This is a genomic window from Sinanaerobacter chloroacetimidivorans (assembly GCF_018128545.1).
Classification (GTDB): domain Bacteria; phylum Bacillota; class Clostridia; order Peptostreptococcales; family Anaerovoracaceae; genus Sinanaerobacter; species Sinanaerobacter chloroacetimidivorans.
The window spans coordinates 82138-106502 of the sequence record NZ_JAGSND010000014.1 but is presented as its reverse complement, the minus strand read 5'-3'; the positions used below and the strand labels follow the sequence as shown (position 1 = coordinate 106502).

Sequence of the window (24365 nt, the reverse complement as noted above, 5' to 3'; positions counted from 1 at the left end):
AGGTGTGACTCTATATTAAAATTTCTATTCAAACAATTCCTTATTGTTTCTTAAAAGCAGGTTGAACAAATGAGTCCGGCTGTCAACACCCAGCTTGTCAAAGATATTGCTCATATGTTTTTTCACCGTATTTACGCTGATGGAAAGCTGATTGCCCACCTCAGAATTATTGTGCCCGCTGCACACCAGCTTCAGAATTTCTATTTCCCGATTGGAAAGATGATATTGATAGGCCAGCAGGGAAAATCCCTTTCTGATTTTCTCAATGTTATAATCAATAACATTGAATTCCCTGGATAGTTTACTCTGAAGATGAGGTAAAAGCTGGTTCAGTATGTAAAGCTCTTTATCGGTAAAATCCCCTCTTTTTTCAGTCCGGTAAAGGGTGATGGCACTGATGCAGCTTCCTTCCTTTGCAATGCTGATTCCTGCCACATGCAGAAATCCTGCCGGCTTTAAATAGTCCAGAAAAAAAGCGCTTTTGGTTCTCATTTCATTGTTAATCAAGTCGGATTCCCTGTAGACAATAGATTCGTGGCTGGAAAACACCCATTTTACATAGTCAATCTGCCCGTAACATTTATCATATTCCGCCATAAACTTTTCATTGAATTGTTTGGAAAATCTGCTCACCACCACGGGGTCCACCAATCTGACCCTGCCGAGAGTCGCTGTATCGTTCAGATAAAAATCAGCCAGATCAAAGGCAACCAATTGTCCCAGCAACGTCAGAAAGTCTCTGCGCATCCCGGTTATATCACGGCTTTGGCCGATTTCACAGGTAATTTGGTTTACTTTTTCCCATTCCCATTGCTCAAGCAGTGGAATCACCCCTTTCCATCAAATAGAGAATCAAAAGAAAGAGCCAGAAGATACCAATGATCATCTACCCATATTATGAGCAAATCCACTGCTTTAGTCAATAGAGTCTTTATTTCAGCTTGCCCTGCAGCCTTACTATTTCTATTTGGCCTACAGCCTTACTATTTCAGCTTGCCCTCCAAAGCCGCAATGGTTTCCTCGGTGCTTAATACCTGACAATAAATTTGGTTCATGATTTTCAGTTCCGCATCATGAAGCGCAATATCCGGAGCCGCACAGGCATCCTCTACGCAAATTACACGGAAGCCTTCGTCGGCAAGGCTTCTGACGGTTCCCGCAACGCACTGATCCGTCACGATTCCCGTAACCACCACCGTATCGATACCGATGTTTCTGATGAGCTGGGAATAGTTGGTGCCTAATGTTACGCTGTCCGTGGTCTTGTTGACTACGATTTCTTCCGGCAGCGGCGTCAGTTCATCAATCATTTCCGCTTCTCTGGAATTTACGTAAACATAGATTCCATTCCACCCTTCGGACTTTTGCACCGGCGCCCGGTCTTCTCCATCCGGCCGAAGGCAGGCAATCCTTCCGAATGTGGCCAGCATTCCTTTTTCTCTGAAATAATTTAAAAGCTTCACATTATTGGGAATGACGATATCATCCAGTCTGTCATGGAAGGGGATCCACCGTTCCCATTCACCGGCTTCCTTAAATTTCAGGGCATCTCCGAAATCTCTCAGGACAAATTCCTTCTGCATATCGACGATCAGTAAAGCCGTTTTCTTGGGGTCTGTAATGAAGTCTGGGAACTCCGTCATGGTTTCATAATAGAATGATAAGTATTTGGGATTTGGTTTCATTTTGTAATTCCTCCTTGTTGCTGACGATAATCAATGGAATGAATTATTCCAATGGTTCTTCAAATGATGATTATTCAGATAAAACCGGTGGTTTCTTTTTAAACCCTTTGGTCTCGATAGCCGCATAAATGATACCGATAGCCAGCCAGGAGCCGCCCACGGTCAAAGCAATTGTTGATAAGTGGATCCAGAGATAGAAGCAAATGACAAAGCCCAAAGCAGGCAGCAGAAAATACTGCAGTACTTTTTTCTGTTTTTGCTTAAAGTAGTAGTAAACGATGACAGACAAATTTACGCACATAAACCCAAAGAGACCGCCAAAGTTCAAAAGCTCCGCTACCAGCGAAATATTCATGGTTAGTGCGCCGATCACACCAATAGTACACATAATAAATATGTTGTAAACCGGAGTCTTATATTTCGGGTGCAGATGGGTAAAGAATTTCTTCGGCAAGACCTCGTCTCTTCCCATGCCGTATAATAATCTTGCCGCACTGGACTGGCCGGTAAGGCCTGCAGTCAAGGTGGAAAGGATAACGGCGAAGGTATATAATCCTGCCATAGCAGCGCCTCCCGCCAGCTGTGCCACTTCAAACAATGCGGTATCAGCAGTTTCAAAGGCGGTATAATCCGGCCAGACTAACTGTGCCATATAAGCCTGCAGAATGAAGATGCCTCCCCCGAGAATGCAAGCGATAATGGCAGCACGGCCAATGTCTTTTCTGGGGTTTACAGCTTCTTCCGCCATCGTTGTGATGGAATCAAAGCCCAGGAAGGAGAAACAGGCGATGGCTCCTCCTGCGATGAGCATTCCGGAGGTCAGACCGTCAGGGTTGTAAAAAGGCCTGGCAGAAATAAGGGTTCCTTCCCCTGTTCCTTTTGTTACTGCAAAAGCACAGACTACGATAAAAACGATAACGATAGCTCCCATGATTCCTACCAGGATCAGATTGGTTCTGGCCGCCATCTGCACACCGAAATAGTTTACAACGGTGACTACCGCTGCAATGATAAACACCCATGCCACATAGGGAACCGAGGGAACCGCGGCATTTGCATAAGATGCTCCCACCATGAATACGACCAGGGGTACCAGCACATAATCCAGGAACATCGCCCACCCGGCAAAGAAGCCAAGATGATGATTGATAGCTCTCTGGGTATAGGAATAGGTAGAGCCAGCAATGGGGAACGCAGCTGCCATATGTCCGTAACTGTAAGCGGTAAACAGCATGGCCACCATAGCGATGATGTAGGCAAGAGCCAGCGTTCCTCCTGTGATTGCCGAAGCACTGCCGTAAATATAAGCAGGTGCAATGGGCGTCATAAAGGCGATTCCATAAATCGCGAGATCCTTCAGGGTCAAAACACGTTTCAGTTCTTGTGTATAACCCATATTTTCCGTGTTGGTTGTCATGAATACCTCCACCTTTCTAAAAATAATTTCAGTCAGGTTATAGAGCAACGATCATGCCAAACCCTAATTCTATTGAAAATGGTTGATTTTATGGAAAAAAGCATTTTTCAGGTGCTACTTTTTTGTTACAACAGAAGACGATCATGTGTGGTGACATACTAAAAAAGGACAATTAAAATAGCAGGTAATGATGGCAAAACACCATAATACCTGCTCCTATCACATTTTTTAAATATAAAATTACTGTAATTTGCCGCTAAAGTCGGGCATGGACAATTATGTAGCAGAGTGCTACTTTTTTGTATCTTTTCGGATATTCAACTGCTTGATCTTTAACTGTAAATTTTTTCTGGCAATTTTAATTTCCTCTGCAGTGACAGAAATATTCCACTGATTCTTTTTCAGCATATAGCTCAGATATTCTTTTTCAAAATATCTTTTTGCTTCCTGAAAATCCATCTGACGAAAATCCTGGCTCCAGTTTCCCTGGCCCCGTATTTCTTCAGGCAGCATCTCCGCATTGATATCTCTTCCGTCGGAGAATACCACAAGCCGCTCCGTAAGGTTCTTAAGTTCCCTGACATTGCCCTTCCAGTGATATTTCTTCAGAATTTCCATGGCCTGTTCCGTCACCTTTACAGGGGCTTTTTTCAATTCCTTACAGTAGATTTCAAGATAATGTTCCAACAATACAGGGATGTCTTCCGTCCTTTCCCGTAAAGGCGGGCTGACCAGAGGTACCACATTGATTCGGTAATATAGATCCTCCCGGAAGGTTCCCTTTTCTACCTCTTTAGATAATTCCCTGTTGGTGGCGGCGATCAGCCGGAAATCCACCTTAATGGTCTTTGTACCCCCTACCCGTTCAAATTCCTTTTCCTGCAGCACACGAAGCAGCTTGCTCTGAAGTTTCAATGAAAGTTCCCCAATCTCGTCCAGAAACAACGTTCCTCCGCGTGCAAGCTCGAATCTGCCGGGTTTTGCGGCCAAAGCACCGGTAAAGGCACCTTTTTCATGACCGAAAATTTCACTCTCCAAAACGGATTCCGCCAGTGCCGCACAGTTAACTTTTATCATGGGACCGCCTTTGTTCAACCCGTTTTCATGCAGCAGATCTGCAATGATCTCCTTCCCGGTACCGCTTTCGCCGGTGATGAGCACATTGGCATTGGTCGGCGCAGTTTTCATAATCTGTTCTCTGAGCTCTGCAATGGGAGCACTGCTTCCAATCAGACGTCCTTCATGGCCCAAACTGGAAATCCTGCTTTTCAACTGCTGATTCTCTGAGTTCAATTCCAAATATTCCAGGGCTCGTTTGATATTTAAAAGAAGCTGATCGATCTCCAGGGGTTTGATCAGATACGTATAGGCGCCGAGTTCCATTGCTTCCACCGCTCCTGAAATGGAGCCTTCCCCGGTAAGCATCATGACCAGGGTAGACGGATACTCGCCTTTAATCCGCTTCAATACCTCGATTCCATTCATTTCCGGCATGGCAACATCGGTAATGACAATATCAAAATATTCTTCCTCCAGCAATTCCAGCGCTTCCGGTCCTCCGTAGGCCGTTACGGTATCATAACCGCTTCCTTTTAATATTTCCGAATAGATTTTCAGGAAGCTCAAATCATCATCAATCATTAAGATTCTCTTCATGGTCCGTCTCCTTTCCCGGGAGTACCACCCCCATTCTGGTAATGCCGTCATTAAAGGCCTGAATGGTTCCCCCGTTTCGGGAAACCTCCTTTGCTACGATCCAAAGACCCAGGCCTGTTCCATTCTCCTTGGTCGTAAAGAAGGGCTGGAAGATCTTTCCGAGATTTTCATCTTCAATTTTTTCCCCTGTATTGGAAATGATGATTTCCGTCCGGTCATTTTCTATTTTCTTCACAGAAAGGTGAAGGTCTCCCCCCTGGGGCATGGCGTCGATGGCGTTGGTAATGATATTGAGGAAAATATGCTTGAAGGAATCTCCATTACCGTAAAGGTAAATAGGATTCTCATCCAGGTCAATTTTTACATTGATTCTTCGTTTCACAAAATCCTGGCGTACCAGCAGCAAAATCTGCTCCAGCAGGCTGCCGGCATTGATCAGCTCCTTTTCTATCCTGGAGGCTTTGGAAAAATCCAGCATATTATAGATGATTTTTTCTGCCCGGGACACACTGGCCTTAATCTCCTTTACCGCTTCTTCCTGTTTTTCTGGGTGATCCTTATTGGCTCGGATCAGGTAAAGAGCGCCTTTAATGATAGCTAACGGATTTTTCAGCTCATGGGTAACACCGGCCACCATCTGGCCCACCCCGGCCATTTTCTCCGATTGGAACAGTTCACGCTCCATCATGACCTGCTCCGTGATCTTTCTTCTATAGACTACGACCTCTTCAATTTTATCGTTTTCAAAAACGGGATAACTTGCAACATCGTAGATATTCTGATTTTGTATCATCTCACGATGATTCGAACTGCCGTTTTCCAAGGTCTGCTTTACAGGGCAGTTCCTGCATGGTTCTTCTTCCATACGCAGCAATCGGTAACATTTCTCACCGAGAATCTCCTCTCCGCTGTTTGCATTGAGAGTTTCCAGGCCTTCCCGGTTCATCATTACAATAGAGAAATCAGGCTTGAGGATCATCATAACGCCGCCGATGCTGTTGAACACGGTTTCCAGCTGATTTTTGCGGTAAAGCAAAGAGGTGGTATAGTCTTTGATTTCATTACTCATCAAGTTGAAGGCGTCCCCCAGCAAGCCAATCTCATCTTCGGTGGTGACCCGAACCTGTCCGAACTCTCCGTCAGCCATTTTCTGTACGTCCACAGTGAGATTTCTGATAGGCTGCGTCACTCTTCTGGAAAGGATCCAGGCCATCAGGAGACAAATCAGCAGCAATACCGCCAGCAGGCCCCAAAAGCCCATGGTAAGATAGCTGGCCCCAACGGAATATTCCGATCTTTCTACTTCTATACCGATGCTCCAGTTGAGCGCCGATATCGGAGTAAAGGAAATCATGTGTTCCTCATGATTTCCGTCATAATAGGTTTCAATACCGGTCTTTCCGGAAGTCATATCCTTCATAATACGTTGGTACCCTTCCGGTGAATTCCGCTGCTCCAAAAGGTTGATTTGGAACTGATCCCCCATCTCGCTGATAATGTCCAGCATTTCAGGATGATAAATCACGTCACCCTTTTCCGAAATAACAAAGGCAAAACCGCTGTTTCCCAGCCGGAAATCCGCTATGGAGCCAGCTAGATTTTTTAGTGATACATCAACGCAAACCACTCCACCCAGCTTCTCATTCACATAAAAAGGGCAGGAGCAGGTGATAATCCAGCCGTTGCCCCCGTAGTCATAATAGGGGTTTGTCCAGACTGCTTTTCTTTCCGGGTTGTTCACGCCCACTGCCCGGGTATAAAAGTAATCGCTGCGCTGGTCATGATCCGGAGTAAAGGTATCATTATCCAAATAGGGATACACTCTCAGGAGACCGTTGGCAGTAATGAGGTATGTGTAGGTGACGTCCGGATTCTGTTGGAAAATGCTCGCCATGGCGCCTTCCATCTTCTCCGTATTGATGACTTCAGCTGTCAGCTCCGGGGTCAGTTCAATATCATTTGGCAGAAAAACATTGGATTTCGCTTGTCCTTCCCCCTTATCCCGCTCAAAAACGTACTCCTCATTTCTTCCGTATTCCGTGGAAATCTCCCTGAGATCCTTAGTTTCTTCCATGGTGTAGGATGCCCATTGAGCCAGATTCACTGCTTCATTTTCGATATTTTTTAAATCCTTTTGCAGCACAGAAGCCTTTTCCTCCACAAGGGCAGAAAGGCTGTCCTCAACCCTCTCTTTTTCAATCCCGATCGTTCTGTTTACAAAGATCGAAGTAAATATGAAAAAGGGGATCAGGCAGATCACAATAAACAGGATCATCATTCTGCGCACAAAAGATTTTTTTATCATTCGTTCCTCAAACTTTCTAAAGCACTTAAACGCATTGCTCTTCTGGCCGGTCCGTATCCGGACAGGATACCAATGCCGGTGGCAAAAAACAGGGAACCCAAAGCGACCCACCAGGGAATAATAGATACCGTGGAACCGCCTCCTCCGATACTTCCCAGCATGACACTCATAATTCCGCTTAGAACAGTATTCATCAGCAGGGACAGAATCAGGCTCAGGATGAGGCCCAATATACCGCCGATAAAGCCGATCATCCCTGCTTCCAAAAGAAACATCTTTCTGATATCTGACAGGTTGGCGCCGATTACCTTCATGACGCCGATTTCTTTGGTTCTCTCATAAATAGACATGATCATGGTATTGGTTATTCCCAAAGCGGCGACAAACAGCGAGATGGCGCCGATTCCACCCAAAATACCCTGAATCATTCTGGCCGTGTCCTGCATGGATTTCAGCCAATCATTAAGGCTGTTTGTCTGCAGACCCATTTCTCGGATGGCATTGCTCACATCCTCCACGTCATCGATATCTCCCACATAGACCATGGCAGATTCGTAATTCTGAGACTTCGACACGGTTTCTTTTCTGGCTCTTGCTGCTTCATCCCGGATGGTCTTTACAGTGTCCAGGTTCATATAGACGTTATAGGCCGAATCATCGCTGGGGTTTGCCAAAATCCCTACCCCTTTGGCCTTATATTCCTTATAATTCACTTTTTCCTGATCACTGCTCTGCTGTCTTTTTTGACCATACATATCGTCAGCAGTGAGGATCAGTTTGTCCGTGATCACATCTACCTGAGCTTCACCTCCCCAGCTGCTGCCCCAGGTTTTTTTCGGGTTGTAAAACCAACTGGGTACTTGATTTCCAAAAACCACGGCATATTTATCCCCGGCCTGCAGAAGTCTTCCATCCTGCAGTTCATACCCGAATTTCTGCATCACTTCCGGCCTGATGCCGATGACGGAAGCCTGTGCAATATATTTTCCGATTCCAAAGGACATGTAAATCTGCACCTTGGGCGATACTGCCGCCACTCCCTTTATTTTCTCAATGGAAGCAAGGGTTTTGTCATCCAATACCGCTGCCTTGGTCTGACCTCCCCCCGGCCCCATCATATATCCGCCGCCGCTGTAAACATCGATAAGATGAAGGTTTCCGTAGCTTTCGATCTGCTCCTGAAAGCTGGCGGAAAGACCGAATCCGATGGACAGCATGACCACAATGGCGCAGGTACCCACCACAACGCCGATAACAGCCAACAGGGTCCTGGTTCTCCTGCGCAGGAGATTCCGGATTCCCAGGCTGAGTAAATCCCGATTATTCATCTATCTCCATCTCCCGATTGATTTTTCTCTTTCGGAATTTCTTCCATCCAATAATACCGCCGACGATAAGCAGAGCAACGACACCCAGGGCAATCCATTTTCCTTTTCCGCCACTCGCTCCCGCTTCGTCTACGGGCATCATGCCTTCATCAAATACCGGCATTTCTCCCATGATCTCAAAAGCGAAGGATTTCTCGTAAACCTGTTCGTTTCCGGAGGCATCTTCATAAGTAAATATGATTTTGCCCTCCATAGAACCCGCTTCTCTGGGAATGAAGCTGAAATCATAAGAATCGCTCTTTCCGCTTTCCATATTGCCGACAAAATAGCTGGTTGATTCCATGGTATCAAAATTTCCTTCAGCTGTCACCCGCAGATTGTTCAGAACTGTTTTACCCATATTATAGAACTGAACGGATACGCCGCTCTGCATTCCGACGTACAGCTCCGGCGGTGCGATGACATCATCCACCTCAAGTCTTGTGTCCTGCATAACCGGGATCGAAATTACATCTTTTGAGGTGAAGGCATTGCCTGACCCATCCTCATAGGACATATCGACGGTCAACGCTGTGGTCTTCTGTTCAGCCGTGGGCTTTACCGAAAGGTGCAGTGCCTGTGAAACATGCTCCTTGGTGCCGATACCATCCACGAAAAAGGAATTGCTGCTGTTTACAGGAATGATAGTACCGTCTTCGGAGCTTACCGTTACTTTGATGTTTGTCAGAGTATGGGTTGCGCTTGTGTTATATAACCCCAAATCGAGAAGAAAGTCATCCCCTGCCTGCACATAGGTACCGCCGTAGTTATACCGGTCCACCATCAGCTGAGGCGTTTTAGAATTCCCTGCCACCGCCTTGACATAGACGCTGGTATATTGAACCACTGAATCGGCGGAATCTGCCTGTGCCGATGCAGCTGCAATCTTTATGGAATACGTCTTTTCCTTTGACGGATCTTCCGCAAATAAGGTGATGGAATAATCCTTACTGCCCCCCGCAGGAATGCTGGCTTCAATAAAGGTATCCCTGGTTTTGTTTAAAATTCCTTCAGGAACAGCTACATAGACCTTAAGGTTTTTTACCCCTGAAGAGCTTCTGTTATTCAGCCGGAAGGACAGGGTAAAATCTTCCTTCCCTGCCACCTGATTGGGAATGCTGATATTGCTGATCTCAAGATTCTTCAGTGCCGAGGTGCTTCCGGTGCCGGTTACCGGTATGTAAAAGGTTTTGCTGATGCTGACCTCCGCATTGGAATAGCTCAGTCCCGTAATCTTTGCCTCAATGGCATAAGTCTTTGTTACAGCATCATCACTGACCGTAATGGGAAAGGTCACTTCTCTTCTGCTGCCAGTTGATATGTATCCCATACTGAAAGAATTGCTGGCATTGTTTACGGAAAGCCCCTCGGGCATAGTCAAGGTTAATGTGGCGTTTTTGATGACCGAGTTGCCGTTATTAAATAATTTAAAGGTTATATTGTTGTCTGTGCCGATTGAGAATCCCTCTGCAGGTTTTATTTCATGGGTTATGTCGAGAGCCGCCACATAGGTCCCGGCACCTCCGCTGGGGGTTGCTAGTTTTTCGTAGATGGTGAAATTCCCAAAGAATGGTTTTTCGTGCACAACAGTTTTGTCATTAATTAATTTAAGAGACACCTTTCTGGTTCCTGTTTCCGCATATTTGCCTACGTTCAGATAGAAGCTCAAAGTTACCGCATTGCCTTTTTCAAGGGTAATTTCTGCTGTTGTCCCGCCAGAGATGGCAATGTCGTCGGAATCGTCAAAGTCCAGTACCGCCTCGTCGAAAGTAAATGCATTGCTTTCTAAGTTATTTTCCACCTTTACACTGATGACTACGTTCTGGTCCCCCTGAACTGCCGAGGTGGCTCCAACCATACTGGTATCCACTATGATGTTTGCGTAAGCCAGATTCCCCCCATTGGGGAATAAAAACTGGAGCATGGGAATTGACTGGAAGCCAAAACACAGGATGACGGCTAGTGCGACAAGTACTGCTTTCCTTCTTTTGCTGTTCATTTTAAATCTCCTTCTTCTGCAAATACACACCTTTTTATTTTCTCTTTATTTTCTTCTTTTTTATTTCTTTGTCTCTATAATCTATATCATGGCAGCCATACTATCCGATGAATCTCCTCCCTCTTCAGTCCGGATCGGACTTTTGTTGCATTCCACAGAAACGATATTCCCGTCGCGTATGGTAACGATACGGTCCGCATACTCCGCTATGGATCTGTCATGGGTAACGATAATGAGCGTCTGGTTGTTTTCCCTGACCATATTCAGCATAATGTCCATGACCTCTTTTGTCGTATGCGTATCCAGATTTCCGGTAGGCTCGTCAGCGAAAATAATTTTAGGCTTCCCTACCAGCGCCCTGGCAATTCCCACACGCTGCTGCTGCCCTCCGCTCATCTGAGAGGGCTTTCGCTTGTCGTAACCCACAAGACCCACTGCTTTCAGCATGTCTCTTGCCATCTTGTCTCTCTTTTTTTTATCAATTCCGCGAAAAATTAAGGGAAGACTGACGTTTTCCAATGCCGTAAGCATTGCCATCAGATGATAGGCCTGAAAAATGAAGCCGATATTTTTTTGCCTGAATAGCGTGACATTTTCTTCGTTTAATTTATGGATAGGGATGCCTCCAATAAAAATTTCGCCCTTTGTAGGTTTTTCAAGGCCTGCCACCATATTCAAAAACGTAGATTTCCCCGAGCCCGAGGTCCCGAGGAAGCAGACAATTTCCCCTTTATAAATGTCCAGGCTAACGTCATCAAGGGCGACAACCTTCTCGTCCCCCATGCGATAAACCTTGCGAACATGTTTTACTTCGATCAATGGTTCCATAGAATACCCCTTCTCTTACCCAATTTGAAATGTGAATTGAAATAATATGCCGTAACATGGAAAATAAACTGAAAGAAATTATGCCATAACACAGAATGTCATTTGAAAATTGATATACACAACATATTATTAGACGGAAAAAATAACCAAAAGTTTCACAAAGTCCTTAACATTCTCATTCTAAATTATTTATCATTTTTTGGCAATAAAAAAAGAAGAATGGCGAAACAAAAGCTGCATCCATGAACTGTACCCTGTCAGGCGGACAGCGGGCAATCCAAACGTCATGCAGCCTTTTGTTATTTATTTTCTAATCAATCTTATTAATATGAATTGAATGATCGGACAGTACTTCCCTTGAGGGGTTCGGTTTCTTTACTGTTCGGACAGCAGCATGGTCCAATACTTGTCATAGATGGGAGCCGCATCACCGATATCCAGCTGCAAGAAATAATTTTCTTTCATATGCTGCGGAATATTGATTGCCGGATTCAGTTTATAGGAATCTTCGGTGAGCTCAATGGCAGCAACGTTGGGGCAAGTATAGGGATTCTCCACCAGATTTTCAGCCATGACTTCAGCATCCAAGATATAATTCAGGAACTTTTCTGCATTTTCTTTATTCTTTGCGTTAGCTGGAATCACGAATTCATCTACGCCAAGCTGAATGGGATCCGAAAGATCGGCAACCTTTAAGTGAGGAGCCTCCGCGAAAGCTCTTCCGGCCTGACCGTCAAATACCAGGGCTACAGAACAGGCACCGCTCACAATTCCCTGCTCCGTATCATCACTGTTTATGTATTTTACATTTTTCATATATTTCTGCAGCCATTCATAAGCCGCCGCAATTTCACTTTCCTCTGTGGTATTAGGGTCGTATCCCTGAGCCACAAGAGCTACCGGGAACAGATTTCTGATTCCTGTGATGGAGGCAATCTGTCCTTTTAGCTCCGGAGAAAGAAGATCTTCGTATTTTGTAATTTCAACCGGGCAGGTTTCCGGGTTATAGATTACATAAACATAGTTCATTAAATAGGGGATCGCATACTTGTTTTCCGGGTCAAATTCTCTGTACTTGTAAGCATCTCCAAGGTTTTTAAAGTTCGGAAGGTTATCCAGGTTGATTTCTGCAAGCTTACCGCCGTTGATCAAGCCTGTCATATCCGCATCACAAGGCATTACCAGATCGTATTGATCTCCGCCCCCGCTGGTGATCTTTGCCGTCGCTTCTTCGGATGAATTCATGTAAGAGATGTTTACTTTGATTCCGTACTCGTCTTCAAAGCCCTGGACAACACTGTCGGATAAATATTCCGACCACATGTAAATATTCAGCTCTCCCTGTGCTTTTTCTTCTTTTCCGCCGCCGCAGGCCGCAAGGGAGACGACCATTACAGCAATCAGCAGAAAAGAAAGAAACTGTTTCCTTGTTTTCATTAGCCACTACCTCCTCAATAGTATTCATAACGACTTTCTTAAAAATAACTTTTTGTATGTGTTAAAGCCCTTCTCTTCACAAGAGCTTGCACCACCGTATTCAAAAGCAATGCCAGCAGGATCACTGCAATCATCAGGGTTGCCAGCGCATTGACCTCTGGGGAAAGTCCTGTTTTGACCAGAGACAGGATTTTAACCGGCAGTGTGGTCGAATAAGGTCCCGAAACAAAATTGCTGATGATAACATCATCAATGGATAGCGTAAAGGACATGAAAGCGCCGGATATGATGCCGGGAATCAGCATAGGCAGGGTTACTCTGAAAAAAGTCACCATCCGGTTTGCTCCCAGATCCATCGAAGCCTCCTCCACGGATAAATCCATCCCCGCAAGCCGCCCTCGCATAATAATAATGACAAAGGGGATGCAAAAGGTGGCATGAGATAATATGATAGCGAAAAAGCCCAGCGGCAGATGAATGATTTCAAAAAGCATCAGTAAAGAAATACCAAGCACCACCTCCGGAATGACTATAGGAATATAAAGGGAATGATTCACCAGCTTTTTCATCCGGAATTCAAACCGTATAAGCCCTACCGCACCGATGGTTCCTATGATAACGGAAATCAACGTGGCAGCCACTGCAATAAATAAGGAGTTCCAGAGATACTCCACGATGGACGAATGGTTAAAGAGCTTTTCATACCATTGCAATGTGAACCCTTTCCAGTAATAGTTGGTCTTCTGGTCATTAAAGGAGAAAACCACCATGATGGCAATGGGCGCATAAATAAATGCATACACCAGAATGGCGTAAATGGTGCTGATGCTCTTTCCCAGCTTCCGCTTCCATTCTCTTTTTTTGCCTGCCATCTAAAACACCTCCATATCGTCCAACCTGGCTATTCTTGTGTAAAGCCACAGCATAATCAGCGTGATAAGGACCAGAAGGATAGAAAGCGAGGCTCCGAAGGGCCAGTTTTTTGTCACCAGAAATTGATTTCGGATGAGGTTTCCGATGAGCATGACCTTTCCTCCTCCCAAGGTTTCCGGTACATAATACATGCCCAGAGACGGGATAAACACCAGAATGATACTGGCCACGATACCCGGAAGGGTCAGGGGCACCGTTACCCGCCAAAAGGTTACGGCCGGCCTGGCACCCAAATCCGATGATGCCTCCAGATATGCCTTATCCAGTTTTTCAATGGAGGCGTAAAGCGGCAGCACAGCAAAGGGCAGCATGGAAATCAGCAGACCTACCACCACAATTCCATCAGAATACAAAATATCAAGGGGTTTTGATATGAGTCCGATATTCATCAGGAACTTATTAAAAAAACCATTTGGCTGCCCCAGTAAATTGATGCTGTACAGGCGAACGAGGCAATTGGTCCAAAAGGGGATCATAATCAGCATCAATAGCTTTGCGGCCAGCTTGGAAGGCTTTCTGGCTATGTAATAAGCAAATGGATAACCGATGAGCAGACAAATCACCGTTGTCAAAAAGGCCAGTTCAATGGATTTCCAGATGACCTTAAGGTAGATAGGCTGAAACATGGTGATATAGTTATCCAAAGTAAATTTATAGTCCACTCCGCCGTAGGCGTCCCGCGTCATGAAGCTTATAACCACAACATAGGTCAGCGGCAGCAGGACAAAGACCATCATCCAGAAGGAGACGGGGCCTGCCATAGCCAAAGCCGGAATTGTATTCCTTTTACGGTTCCTTCTTTTGTCAAGGGAGGATGCATCGGAATTTACTTCTTTCTTGCGCATGGTATCCCCTCCTAATTTCCGGTTCCAATGCCGATGGCATCTTCCGGATCCCAATATAGATACACACGGTCACCCTCTGTGATTTCCTTATCTACCTTGACCCGGTTCACTTTTACTTCATATCCGTCATCCATGACGATCAAGGTCCGGTACTGGGAGCCGACAAAGATCACATCCTTGACAACTCCCGTGATGGTAAATCCTTCTACCGGAGTTTTGGAATATTTCATTACTTCAGGCCTGACACAGATAGTGATATCTCGGTCCGGAATCAATGCAGCCTCTTTTGGAATCTCTTCAGAGCCGGCCTGAAGCCGAACCGTGCCGGTTTCCAAAACCACACTGCTGCATGCGCCCTTGCTTTCCTTTACGGCACCGTCAAACAGGTTGGATTCTCCGATAAAGTCTGCAACGAATTTTGTCTTGGGATGTTTATAAATCCGACCCGGAGTATCCAGCTGCTCCAGTACGCCGTTATTGATCACTGCGATGCGGTCGCTCATGGCCATGGCCTCTTCCTGGTCATGGGTAACATAAATAAAGGTAATATTCAGCTTTTTCTGCAACCGTTTCAATTCGATCTGCATTTGCTTTCGAAGCTTTAAATCCAGGGCTCCAAGGGGTTCATCCAGAAGGAGTACTTTTGGGTTGTTAATCAGCGCTCTGGCGATTGCCACACGCTGTTTTTGTCCGCCGGACATCATATCAGGCTTTCTGCCTTCAAAACCCAGCAGTTGCACAAGCTCCAGCATCTCCTTCACACGGACTTTGATTTCTTCCTTTGGGACTTTCTTAACCGACAGCCCGTAGGCGATATTATCAAATACCGTCATATGAGGAAAAAGGGCATAGCTTTGAAATACTGTATTTACATCTCGTTCATAAGCTTCCTTATCCTCTACCCTCTCGCCCTGTACCAGGATCATTCCGGAGCTGGAATCCTCAAAGCCGGCAATCATTCTTAAAATAGTGGTTTTACCGCATCCCGAGGGCCCTAGGAGAGTCAGAAATTCACCTTGATTTACATGAAGGTTAAATTTCTTGATGACATGATTGGTGCCAAAGTATTTATCTACATCGATTAAGGAAACAATTCGTTCTGCAGATTGTATTGGATCTGTGTCTTTCATTGGTTCTGCGTGTTCCGCTTGTTCGGCATGTTCCGTATGTTCAGCCATTTTCTCCTCCTCCTGGCTTCTAATAGTCAAACTGTCTGTAGTAACGTCTGAATTTCAAGCTGTGTCCGGTATTTAATTCGTAGTGGGCAGCCAGCCGTTCCGTTACAAGAGCAGTCAGAATCATTGGCGAGCAGATGACCCGGAAGCTGTCGTCAATTCCCTCCAGCCGATACTCTCTCGTATCAATTACCGTTAACTTTTCCGTATGTTGTTTGCAGAAACGCTCCACTCTCTCGTCCAGTTCACGGTATTCATCTTCTCCCTTAAACAAAAATACCGGAACATCCTTTTCCACCAATTCAAGGGTGCCATGGAAAAAGTCAGCGGATGTGACGGACTTTGTCCTCACCCACTGCATTTCCTCCAGAATGCACATGGAAAATAAGAAGGTTTCCCCCCAAAGAGTTCCGGAACCGACAAATATATTATAAGGTTCTTTCGCATACGCTCTTGCGATCTGCGCTGCTTTCGGTTCAAATTCTTCTCTGATCCTCACCAGATTGGTATGTAAATGAGACATCTGATCAGCGAATTTCACATAGTCCGGGAATTCTCCCCTGTTATGCAGCAGTTTCAAGGCCAGCAGGAAGAACATGAGATAGGAATCTTCACAGTCCCCGCATGGATTTGCAATTAGATAATCAAGCTCCTTAGCCAAAGGCGTTTCTCCATTCTTAGAAAAACCGGCTACTTCAATCCCCATTTCCTTGCACATTTTTACTGCAGCAAGGATTTCCTTCGTATCGCCGGAAGCAGAGGCGGTAATAACAAGAGAATCCTTTGTCAGAAATCGCTTATCCGTTCTCACGCAAAGCTCTGCAGCATTTTCAAGATAAATCGGCAGATCCGTATAATGTCTCATCACCTGAACCACCGGTGACCATTCCGCCCAGGTTCCTCCTATTCCAATGATCACGATGTTATGGAATCCTCTTTTCGTCAGCTTATCTGCAAGCGCTTCTATATTTGCCCTTTGTCCATAGGCTGTTTTTCCATCCGCCAGGTATTTTTCCACATCAAAATTTCTCATTTTCCACATTCCTCCGTCAAATTAGATCCGATAGTCACCCATATCATCCTTGATATCCAATAACCACTTTTTAGTTTTAGCATACCAAGTTTTTCTGAAATATCAAGATCAATTCGACAATTTTATTGAAACCATTTTTGTGGTGGTTTTATACCAGATTTTAGAGGAAACGATTTCTTTTTTCATCTTTTACTTAAAAATCAATCTTTTCATTTTTTAGACCAGATGAAAAAAAATATGAAAGTTACAAAGCCTTGCATCATTGCAATTTTCATATTTTTTATCCATTGAACTTATTATCCATTGAACTTTTTATCCATTGATCTTTTTGTCCGTTGGTCTTTTTATCCATTGATCTTAAAGAAAAACTCCGCCTTATCGGTCCTGGTATAGCTTTCCGTATATTCAACCACTCTGCCGCTCCCGTCTAATCCGATAAATTCGAAGTAGTAAACCACCTGTCCCTGTTCCAGCTCCAGATATTTGCCTTCCTTCTTCGGCACCTCGATAATTTGGAATTTCTGCTCAAAGGTTTCAGGCATACAACCTTTCGAATCCATATAATCGTATAGGGAAACATATTTAAAGTCCACCTGATCCATATCCGGGAACAAGGCATATGGAACATAGGTGTATTCCACAGCAATGGGCTCCTCATTTCCGTAACGAATCCTATGAAGGGAATAAACCTCCGCCTCCGTAGGAATCGTAAGCTTGCTGCTGATATAGCGGCTTCCGGTCAGTGTTCCCTTCACAATCACTTCGTTGGCGATACGAATGCCCTGGCTTTTCACCATGGCTGTAATTCCGCAGTTGCCGGCTTCATTCAGAAAACCCAGATTTAATTTGTGGAAGTCCTTTTTCTGAACGAAAGTACCTTTCCCCTGCTGGCGGTATAAATAGTTTTTGGCCTCCAGCGCATTGATGGCATTTTTCACTGTCATTCTGTTGATTCCGTACATTTCCGCCAAGGTTCTCTCACTGGGCAGTTTTTCTCCCGGGAGGTACTCGCCCGCTTCTATCTTTTTCATGATCATATCCTGCAGTTTCACATACAGAGGGCTCTCTTTTTCTTTCTGTTCTTCGGTGGGTTTCGTCATGGCCTCCTCCTTCCGTTAGCTTCGTTTGCTAATAAACTCAATTCTTTCAATGAGCATGATATTCTCAAAATATTCTACAAGCCTGCCTTTCTTTTCATAAACCAGCCCCTGATACTTCATCATAGGCTTGGACAGGCTCACCTTCAGGAGTTCGGCTTCCAGGCCGTTGGCATAAACCACAGAAACCCGCTGGTTGGAGTGGGCCACGGAGATTCCGTATTTCTTCTTTAAGGTCTCATACAGAGATTTGTTGTGCACGTCTTCTTCCGTCAGCCCCTTTGCCAAATCACAAACAATATAGGATTTTTCCAGCGCTATAGGCTTTTTATTTTCGTAACGCAATCGGAGAATCCGAAACATTTCAGTACCCTCTGCCAGAAGGGTTTTTTCTGCCAGCTTGTCCGTAAGCTTCATCTTTTCGAATTCCAAAAGCTTGACAAAGGAGGTTTTACCCATTCTCTCTATCATCAGTTTAAAGGATTGTGACTGGTTCAATGCAAAACGGATTCTTTTCGGTGCCACAAAATATCCGTACCGCTCCTTCGAGATCAAGATCCCTTTCTGCACCAAAATCTGCAAAGCCCCTCTTATGGTCAGCCTCTGGACACCGAAATACTCCGCCAATTCACGTTCAGAGGGAAGTTTTTGTTTTTCCTTATAATCCTCCGACTCCAGCATATATTCAATTTCCTTGGAAAGCAGCACTTCCAGGGTCAATACTCTTTTTCCCATTCAAACGCCCTTCTTTCTTTTACTCGTAAGGAGTGGCAAATCCAAAGGAACCCTCCACCAGACAGTTTTTAGAAGAAAAATCCGCAGCAGAAGCAAAGGCTTCCTGAATCATGCCTTCTTCCATTTTCCCATGCCTTTCCCAGCCTTGTCCTACTAACGAAACAACAAAAGCAGTAAAAAAGGAATCCCCGGCTCCCATGGTATCAACGGGTTCGATGCGTTTTACCTGTCCCCGATGTTCACGGTCCCCCTCAAACAGCAGCTGCCCCTTGGTACCGTTGGTCACCAACACACAGGAGACCCCATAGGATCTTACCTTCTTTTCCAAAACACGGATCTGATCGTCGCTCATTTCCGCCCCGGAAAAAAGCGCTATATCCACATAGGGGCAGACCATCTTCAAATATTCCTCTGATCGATATTCCTCTTCCGACGAGAAATCAAAGGTTCGAATGCAGTCAAACTCCCCTAGCTTCCGCATCTCATCCTCCATATAGGCGTAACAGCCGCAATGGATCACATCAAACTGCTTTAGGTACTCCAGTTCCTTTTGCCCCAGCTTCAAGGTCTTTCGTTCTTTCCCATCCTCCCAGCCGCTGCCTACAAAGGTCCGGTCTCCATCAACCAAAATCACGTCACATCGTTCCGTAGCCGTACCTTCCATAACGGTGCAGCCGGAAACATCAACCCCTAATTCCAGCAGGGCATTGCGTATCAGCTTTCCCTCGGGATCATCGGCAAAGACTCCTAAATAGGCGGCATCCATCCCGCATTTCCTGGCATAAACAGCAAAATTCACTGCATTCCCCCCTGGGAACATGACCTTTTTGTTGACGTAGCGGTCCACTACATTATCTCCCATTCCTGCAAATTTCATCTGTGAATCCTTTCTGGTTGTATTGTTGATCTTATGATATATGGCAAGGCCGTATCGCTGGTCTATCAAAACACCATATTGGTTTCAATTTACATTCTTTTTGAGGTTATGTCAATGCTCTAATTTTTAATAATTGTTTATGATCTTCTTTGGTAAATTTTGCAAAAAAACTATCTCCTAATATGTAACAATACTTTAGGAGACAGTATCTAATGCGGTATATTTTATAGGAAAGTAAAATTTCAGAGAAGAATGTTCTTATTGAGGTTTTGGTATTTCATCAAAGGTATTAATTTCTAGTACGTCATACGTTAATATAGATTTTTCTACTTTTGGAACCTTATTATTTGTTCCCCCAAATGATTTATTTAATATTGCTTGAGTTACATCAATTTTATTAATTTCAATTCTGCTAATTTCATTATTTTTTCCATTTACCCAAATCATTATAGGTGTGGGTTTATCTGAGAAGGCTAAGCTCGGAATACCAACCATTAACTCATTAATTTCGCCACTGGTTATTTCTTTTAGTAATTCATCCTTATTTGAAAGTTCTTTATCCCCCCTAATTAAACCTCTGTCGATATAAAATTCCCTAAAGTATTTTTCATAAGCTTCAACAACTGAAGATTGACTAATGTTTCCACTAAATTTAAGTAATCCATCCTGATTTTCTATCATTTTAAAGCTATCTAAATTTGTATTAAGAAGATAATAACAAGCTTCAATAAATGCTTTTGAGTGTTCAATGTATTGATTTACTTGAGCTGTATCATTCATGGTACTTTTCGTCCACTCCGTATCTTTTCCCCTATAAAACAGTTCTAACCCATCTTTAGTACGCTCTTGATATGATTCGTTACTTGTTTCCTTTGTTTGTGCATTTGTATGGGACTCGGTATTTTGGACCTTATTCCATATCACAAAAGGTTCATCTATTCTTTTAATTTCAGATGTAGTTATCGTAGTTATTGTGTCAGCATCTGTAGTCAGTTTTTGCTCATAATTTGATACATAAGAAATACTATTTACTGATAAAATAGATTCAATAGATTTATTCAGACTATTAGATGCCATGTCATTTTGAGATGGGGTTTTTTCACCACAACTAAATAAAAAGAGAGTGGTTAATATAGTAATAGTTAATAATAGTGACTTATTCATGATATCCTCCTAAAATTTTACATATCTCTAATTTCCAAATTTCTTATTCTTAACTATTTTTGGTTTTTTATATTTCCCTTATAATGGGAAATTATTCATTCTCAGCTTAAAATCCATTTTGCAGACAGGTTGAATTAAGACAAGGAAGATCAAAATTCTTTACACACCCTAGGTTCCTTATATTGATGATTTGCTTAAAAGCTTATACACACTACGGGTAAGGATTAAGAGCTTTCCATCGCCCTTAATCCTTTCGCATTTTTTTATATTCTATATCAATTTTAGAGTTTACACAAAACCTAGGATTCTATCTAATTTATTTGTTAATACGATTCTTATTCTTGTGAGCTATATCATAAAGTTCGCATTAATAACCCCCACCCCAATTAACCGGATCTGCAACTATATTTGTAGGAGGACAACCAGTGTCATTAAGCAACATTTTACTAGTGGTTGTCGCTGATGGAGAAAAAACTAAATTAAATTTAAACATTGATATAGGAGTATACGCCCCTCCATCTTGCCATAATATTAGTCTGCCTTTCTGAACGAACCCTCGATCTCCTGTACTATTCGGTTTAATAAACTGTGTATTTTTATAGAGACCTTGGGGATCTAGTATGTGATACCAAGGGGAAACTCCTGTGTACCAAAAATTTGTTGTTGGCAGCAGTGAAGTTATTTTTTTTGTAGAACTATCATAATTCCAATCAACATTACAAGAAGCCCAAAGAACTGTGACGGCTAGTGAATCGTAGGACAGCGCTTTATAATAATTCATCGGAACAATACTCATAGTAGAAAACTCATTAGTAGTATCAAATTCGATATTATTTGATATTACTGTTTCACTATCTGCCCATTTATCGTGAAGTGAGTTTACTAAATCGGGTTCATTTTGTTGAAGGTATTCTTTCATGTATGGTGTTGCTAAAACATTTTCACTATATTTTATCTCTTTTACTTTTTGTTTCATTAAACTTTTATATTTTAATTTTAAGTCAGCTACAGATAGATTAGCTAACTCCTTCGCTTCTTGAGAAACTTTTGCAGTATCGATAGGAGCTTTGTTATTAGATTCTGTTACAGTTACCGGCATAAAGAAATATGCTTCTAATATATCTCTTTTTTCCTTATTGTCGATTTTTTCCAAAAAACTCATTATCTCAGTTGTATCAATTATATGGTCATAATTTTCAGATCTTATTATTGGAGTTGTGTCTGAATCATTATTGGTTGCAGCTGCAAAAACTTGAGCATTCATTGATAATAATAATATTAAAGCCAAAATGATTGGAAATAATTTATTCATTTCTTTTCTTCCTTTCTTAAATCTTTTTTCTTTAGTGAATTAAATTTTTAATTCTAATTTTACTTTACTATCATAAGCATCACCCCATTTGAAAATCTAAATGACATTTAATGCGTAACATCTATTAGGGGAGATAATTTCTGAAAAAGTTGCATTTAAATATGAACTTTAAAAAATTTATTTGCCTATTATAAGAAACATTTCTTTTTCATTTTATTTATTCCTCTTCTATGCATCGATTTGATGTTATTATAGTTAATATGTAGAATTTCCGAAATCTCTATCAGTGGAAGATCAAAGTAATAGTGCAAAATAAAAATTTGCTGCTCATCCTCTGAAATTTCATTAACTAATGATTTAAGTAAATAGCTATTAGCAATTAACTCAGTAAAATCCTCATTGTCCTGTATCGAAAACGTATCTTCATCTAACTCAATAAATTCATTATTATAGAATTTCCGATTCGCTGCATAGTACCGCCTGGCTTCCGTTTTCGCTATTGAAAAGATCCACGACTTCATTTTGCTTTCGTCGCGTAAATACTTTAATCCTTTAAGGGCTTCCTCCATCGTATTTTGAAAAATCTCTTCCATCGCAAAGGGATCTTTTCTTGTCAAAGTATAGATAAATCTTTGTAAATCCTTACTGTATGTATTACATATCGTTTCAAAGGTTCGCCTTTTTGTTCGTCCGATATCCATATTTCACCTTACTATTCGAGCTAAAAGACAGGTTTCAATGATTCTAAGTCCGACGTCAACCATAAATTCTGCTGCAATTATAAGTTTAACTGTATTCATTAGAGCGAGTTTTTATCGCTTCGTCAAGGCGAAAAGGACGAAATGTTGTCTAAGAAGGACGAAAAGCTTTCAATGCCGGATATGCAATCTACTCCTTCTCAGTTTTTTTTTGCATTTAAATAACTTATGGCAATATTTATCATTCCCAGCAGTAGAATAAAAAGTATCGTCACCGCGAATCCCTGTGGTATGGACATCATGACGATGGCTATAGCATGCAGATTAAGTAAGTTAACAATGTACGCTGCGATGATTAAGATTATCATTATCAGAAAAAAGAAAGAAATAAGGATCATGCTTTTTTTGCGGAGACTGTTGATTTTTTCACTCAAAAAAATAGAGGCAAATTTCACTTTGCCTCTACATTTTATTTTAATACCATATAAACTCTGTATGACTTTATATCAGCTCCACCAGATGGAAGGTTTTCTTCCCTTTCTTAATCAGGATTTTTCCATCCTTGAAAAGGTCCTTGGTAACCATAAGCTTAGTATCCGTAACCTTGACATCATCAATGCTGAGTCCGCCCTGTTCAATGGTTCTGAAACCATCGCCCTTGCTGGATACCAGTTTCAGGTCTGCAATCAGGCTGACGATACCCATACCTTCTCCTTCAAAAGCAGATGCCGGCATCTGAGTTTTCGGCACATCCTGAAGGTTTCCGCCGCCTGAGAACAGTGCTCTGGCAGCTTCCTGAGCTTTTGCCGCTTCTTCTTCGCTATGAACCAATTTGGTTACCTCATAAGCCAGAACTTCCTTGGCTTTATTGATTTCCGCATCTTTCAGGCTGGCCAGTTCATTGACCTCGTCCATAGGGAGGAAGGTCAGCATGGAGAGGCAAGTCTTCACATCGGCATCTTCAACGTTTCTCCAATACTGATAGAACTCGTAAGGGGTAGTCTTATTGGGATCCAGCCAGAGGGCACCCTTCTGGGTTTTTCCCATCTTTTTTCCTTCGCTTGTGGTTAATAAAGCGAAGGTCATGCCGTAAACCTGATCTCCCATTTCCCGGCGAACCAGATCCACACCGCCAAGGATATTGGACCACTGATCGTCTCCGCCGAACTGCATCTTGCAGTTATATCTTCGATGCAGCTCCAAAAAGTCATAGGATTGCATCAGCATATAGTTGAATTCCAGGAAGGACAAACCGGTCTCAAGCCTTTGCTTGAAGCATTCCGCCGTCAGCATTCTGTTTACGGAGAAATGTCTGCCGATGGTTCTGATAAAGTCCACATAGTTCAGTTCCAAAAGCCAGTCAGCATTGTTATCAATAATGGCTTTTCCGTCGGAAAAGTCGATAAACTTACTGAAGGTTTCTTTAAATTTATTGCAATTGTTGATGATGACCTCTTTTGTCATCATGGTACGCATGTCAGATCTGCCGGAAGGATCTCCTACCATTCCGGTACCGCCGCCGATCAAAACAATAGGCTTGTGGCCGTATTTCTGCATGTACATCATGACAATGATCTGCATAAAGTGACCTACATGAAGGCTGTCTGCAGTGGGGTCAAATCCGATGTAGAATGTCACCTTTTCTTTTCCAAGCAATTCACGGATTTCTTGCTCGTGAGTGGTCTGTTTGATTAAACCACGTTCCATTAAAACGTCATATACGTTTCTCTCTTGTTGTAACTCTGCCATAATATAACCTCATTTATTTTTTTACCCGTACAAATGTGAAACGAGTACTGCTT

The 24365-nt window shown here is 43.1% G+C and carries 21 protein-coding genes; all 21 read right to left on the bottom strand.

The features are described 5' to 3' along the window. Positions 1-24: 24 nt before the first annotated feature. The 21 genes from KCX82_RS17310 to tyrS all read right to left on the bottom strand — a co-directional run bounded on the left by KCX82_RS17310 (position 25) and on the right by tyrS (position 24312). A complete protein-coding gene (locus KCX82_RS17310; protein WP_227019749.1) occupies positions 25-831 on the bottom strand; it encodes a response regulator transcription factor in 807 nt (268 codons plus the stop codon). 152 nt (positions 832-983) lie between these two features. Continuing rightward, positions 984-1685 (bottom strand): cysteine hydrolase family protein, encoded by a 702-nt coding sequence (locus KCX82_RS17305; protein ID WP_227019748.1) that lies wholly within the window; start codon positions 1683-1685, stop codon positions 984-986. A 70-nt stretch (positions 1686-1755) separates the two neighbouring features. Further along, positions 1756-3102, bottom strand: coding sequence for an APC family permease (locus KCX82_RS17300; RefSeq protein WP_227019747.1), 1347 nt, complete (start codon positions 3100-3102; stop codon positions 1756-1758). Between the two features lie 291 nt (positions 3103-3393). Further along, complete coding sequence (locus tag KCX82_RS17295) at positions 3394-4758, bottom strand: sigma-54-dependent transcriptional regulator (protein ID WP_227019746.1); 1365 nt, start codon at positions 4756-4758, stop codon at positions 3394-3396. Next, positions 4736-7063 (bottom strand): PAS domain-containing sensor histidine kinase, encoded by a 2328-nt coding sequence (locus KCX82_RS17290; RefSeq protein WP_227019745.1) that lies wholly within the window; start codon positions 7061-7063, stop codon positions 4736-4738. The genes KCX82_RS17295 and KCX82_RS17290 overlap by 23 nt, the downstream gene beginning before the upstream one ends. Next, positions 7060-8391, bottom strand: coding sequence for an ABC transporter permease (locus tag KCX82_RS17285; RefSeq protein WP_227019744.1), 1332 nt, complete (start codon positions 8389-8391; stop codon positions 7060-7062). Before KCX82_RS17285 ends, KCX82_RS17290 begins: the two co-directional genes overlap by 4 nt. Next, a complete protein-coding gene (locus KCX82_RS17280; protein ID WP_227019743.1) occupies positions 8384-10429 on the bottom strand; it encodes a COG1361 S-layer family protein in 2046 nt (681 codons plus the stop codon). The genes KCX82_RS17285 and KCX82_RS17280 overlap by 8 nt, the downstream gene beginning before the upstream one ends. Positions 10430-10510: 81 nt before the next feature. Next, the gene (locus tag KCX82_RS17275; protein WP_227019742.1) at positions 10511-11257 is read right to left on the bottom strand and encodes an ABC transporter ATP-binding protein; all 747 of its coding nucleotides are present in this window, start codon (positions 11255-11257) and stop codon (positions 10511-10513) included. A gap of 375 nt (positions 11258-11632) precedes the next feature. Continuing rightward, complete coding sequence (locus KCX82_RS17270; RefSeq protein ID WP_227019741.1) at positions 11633-12694, bottom strand: ABC transporter substrate-binding protein; 1062 nt, start codon at positions 12692-12694, stop codon at positions 11633-11635. A 38-nt stretch (positions 12695-12732) separates the two neighbouring features. Next, positions 12733-13566, bottom strand: coding sequence for an ABC transporter permease (locus KCX82_RS17265; protein WP_227019740.1), 834 nt, complete (start codon positions 13564-13566; stop codon positions 12733-12735). Continuing rightward, the gene (locus KCX82_RS17260) at positions 13567-14472 is read right to left on the bottom strand and encodes an ABC transporter permease (RefSeq protein ID WP_227019739.1); all 906 of its coding nucleotides are present in this window, start codon (positions 14470-14472) and stop codon (positions 13567-13569) included. It lies immediately after the preceding gene. 11 nt (positions 14473-14483) lie between these two features. Beyond that, the gene (locus tag KCX82_RS17255; RefSeq protein ID WP_405127711.1) at positions 14484-15650 is read right to left on the bottom strand and encodes an ABC transporter ATP-binding protein; all 1167 of its coding nucleotides are present in this window, start codon (positions 15648-15650) and stop codon (positions 14484-14486) included. A 19-nt stretch (positions 15651-15669) separates the two neighbouring features. Beyond that, positions 15670-16680 carry an SIS domain-containing protein gene (locus KCX82_RS17250; protein ID WP_227019738.1) on the bottom strand — a complete coding sequence of 337 codons (1011 nt, stop codon included), beginning with the start codon at positions 16678-16680 and terminating at the stop codon, positions 15670-15672. Positions 16681-17024: 344 nt separating this feature from the next. Next, the gene (locus tag KCX82_RS17245) at positions 17025-17780 is read right to left on the bottom strand and encodes a GntR family transcriptional regulator (RefSeq protein WP_227019737.1); all 756 of its coding nucleotides are present in this window, start codon (positions 17778-17780) and stop codon (positions 17025-17027) included. A 15-nt stretch (positions 17781-17795) separates the two neighbouring features. Next, positions 17796-18512: a GntR family transcriptional regulator gene (locus KCX82_RS17240; RefSeq protein ID WP_227019736.1), complete on the bottom strand. Its 717-nt coding sequence runs from the start codon at positions 18510-18512 to the stop codon at positions 17796-17798. A 19-nt stretch (positions 18513-18531) separates the two neighbouring features. After that, the gene (locus KCX82_RS17235; protein WP_227019735.1) at positions 18532-19458 is read right to left on the bottom strand and encodes a PfkB family carbohydrate kinase; all 927 of its coding nucleotides are present in this window, start codon (positions 19456-19458) and stop codon (positions 18532-18534) included. 189 nt (positions 19459-19647) lie between these two features. Next, on the bottom strand, positions 19648-20553 hold the full coding sequence (locus KCX82_RS17230) for a hypothetical protein (protein ID WP_227019734.1): 906 nt from the start codon (positions 20551-20553) through the stop codon (positions 19648-19650). 367 nt (positions 20554-20920) lie between these two features. Then, a complete protein-coding gene (locus tag KCX82_RS17225; RefSeq protein WP_227019733.1) occupies positions 20921-21865 on the bottom strand; it encodes a hypothetical protein in 945 nt (314 codons plus the stop codon). 188 nt (positions 21866-22053) lie between these two features. Continuing rightward, a complete protein-coding gene (locus tag KCX82_RS17220) occupies positions 22054-22566 on the bottom strand; it encodes an RNA polymerase sigma factor (protein ID WP_227019732.1) in 513 nt (170 codons plus the stop codon). A 197-nt stretch (positions 22567-22763) separates the two neighbouring features. Then, the gene (locus tag KCX82_RS17215) at positions 22764-22931 is read right to left on the bottom strand and encodes a hypothetical protein (protein ID WP_227019731.1); all 168 of its coding nucleotides are present in this window, start codon (positions 22929-22931) and stop codon (positions 22764-22766) included. Between the two features lie 133 nt (positions 22932-23064). After that, positions 23065-24312 (bottom strand): tyrosine--tRNA ligase, encoded by a 1248-nt coding sequence (gene tyrS, locus KCX82_RS17210; protein ID WP_227019730.1) that lies wholly within the window; start codon positions 24310-24312, stop codon positions 23065-23067. Positions 24313-24365 lie beyond the last annotated feature (53 nt).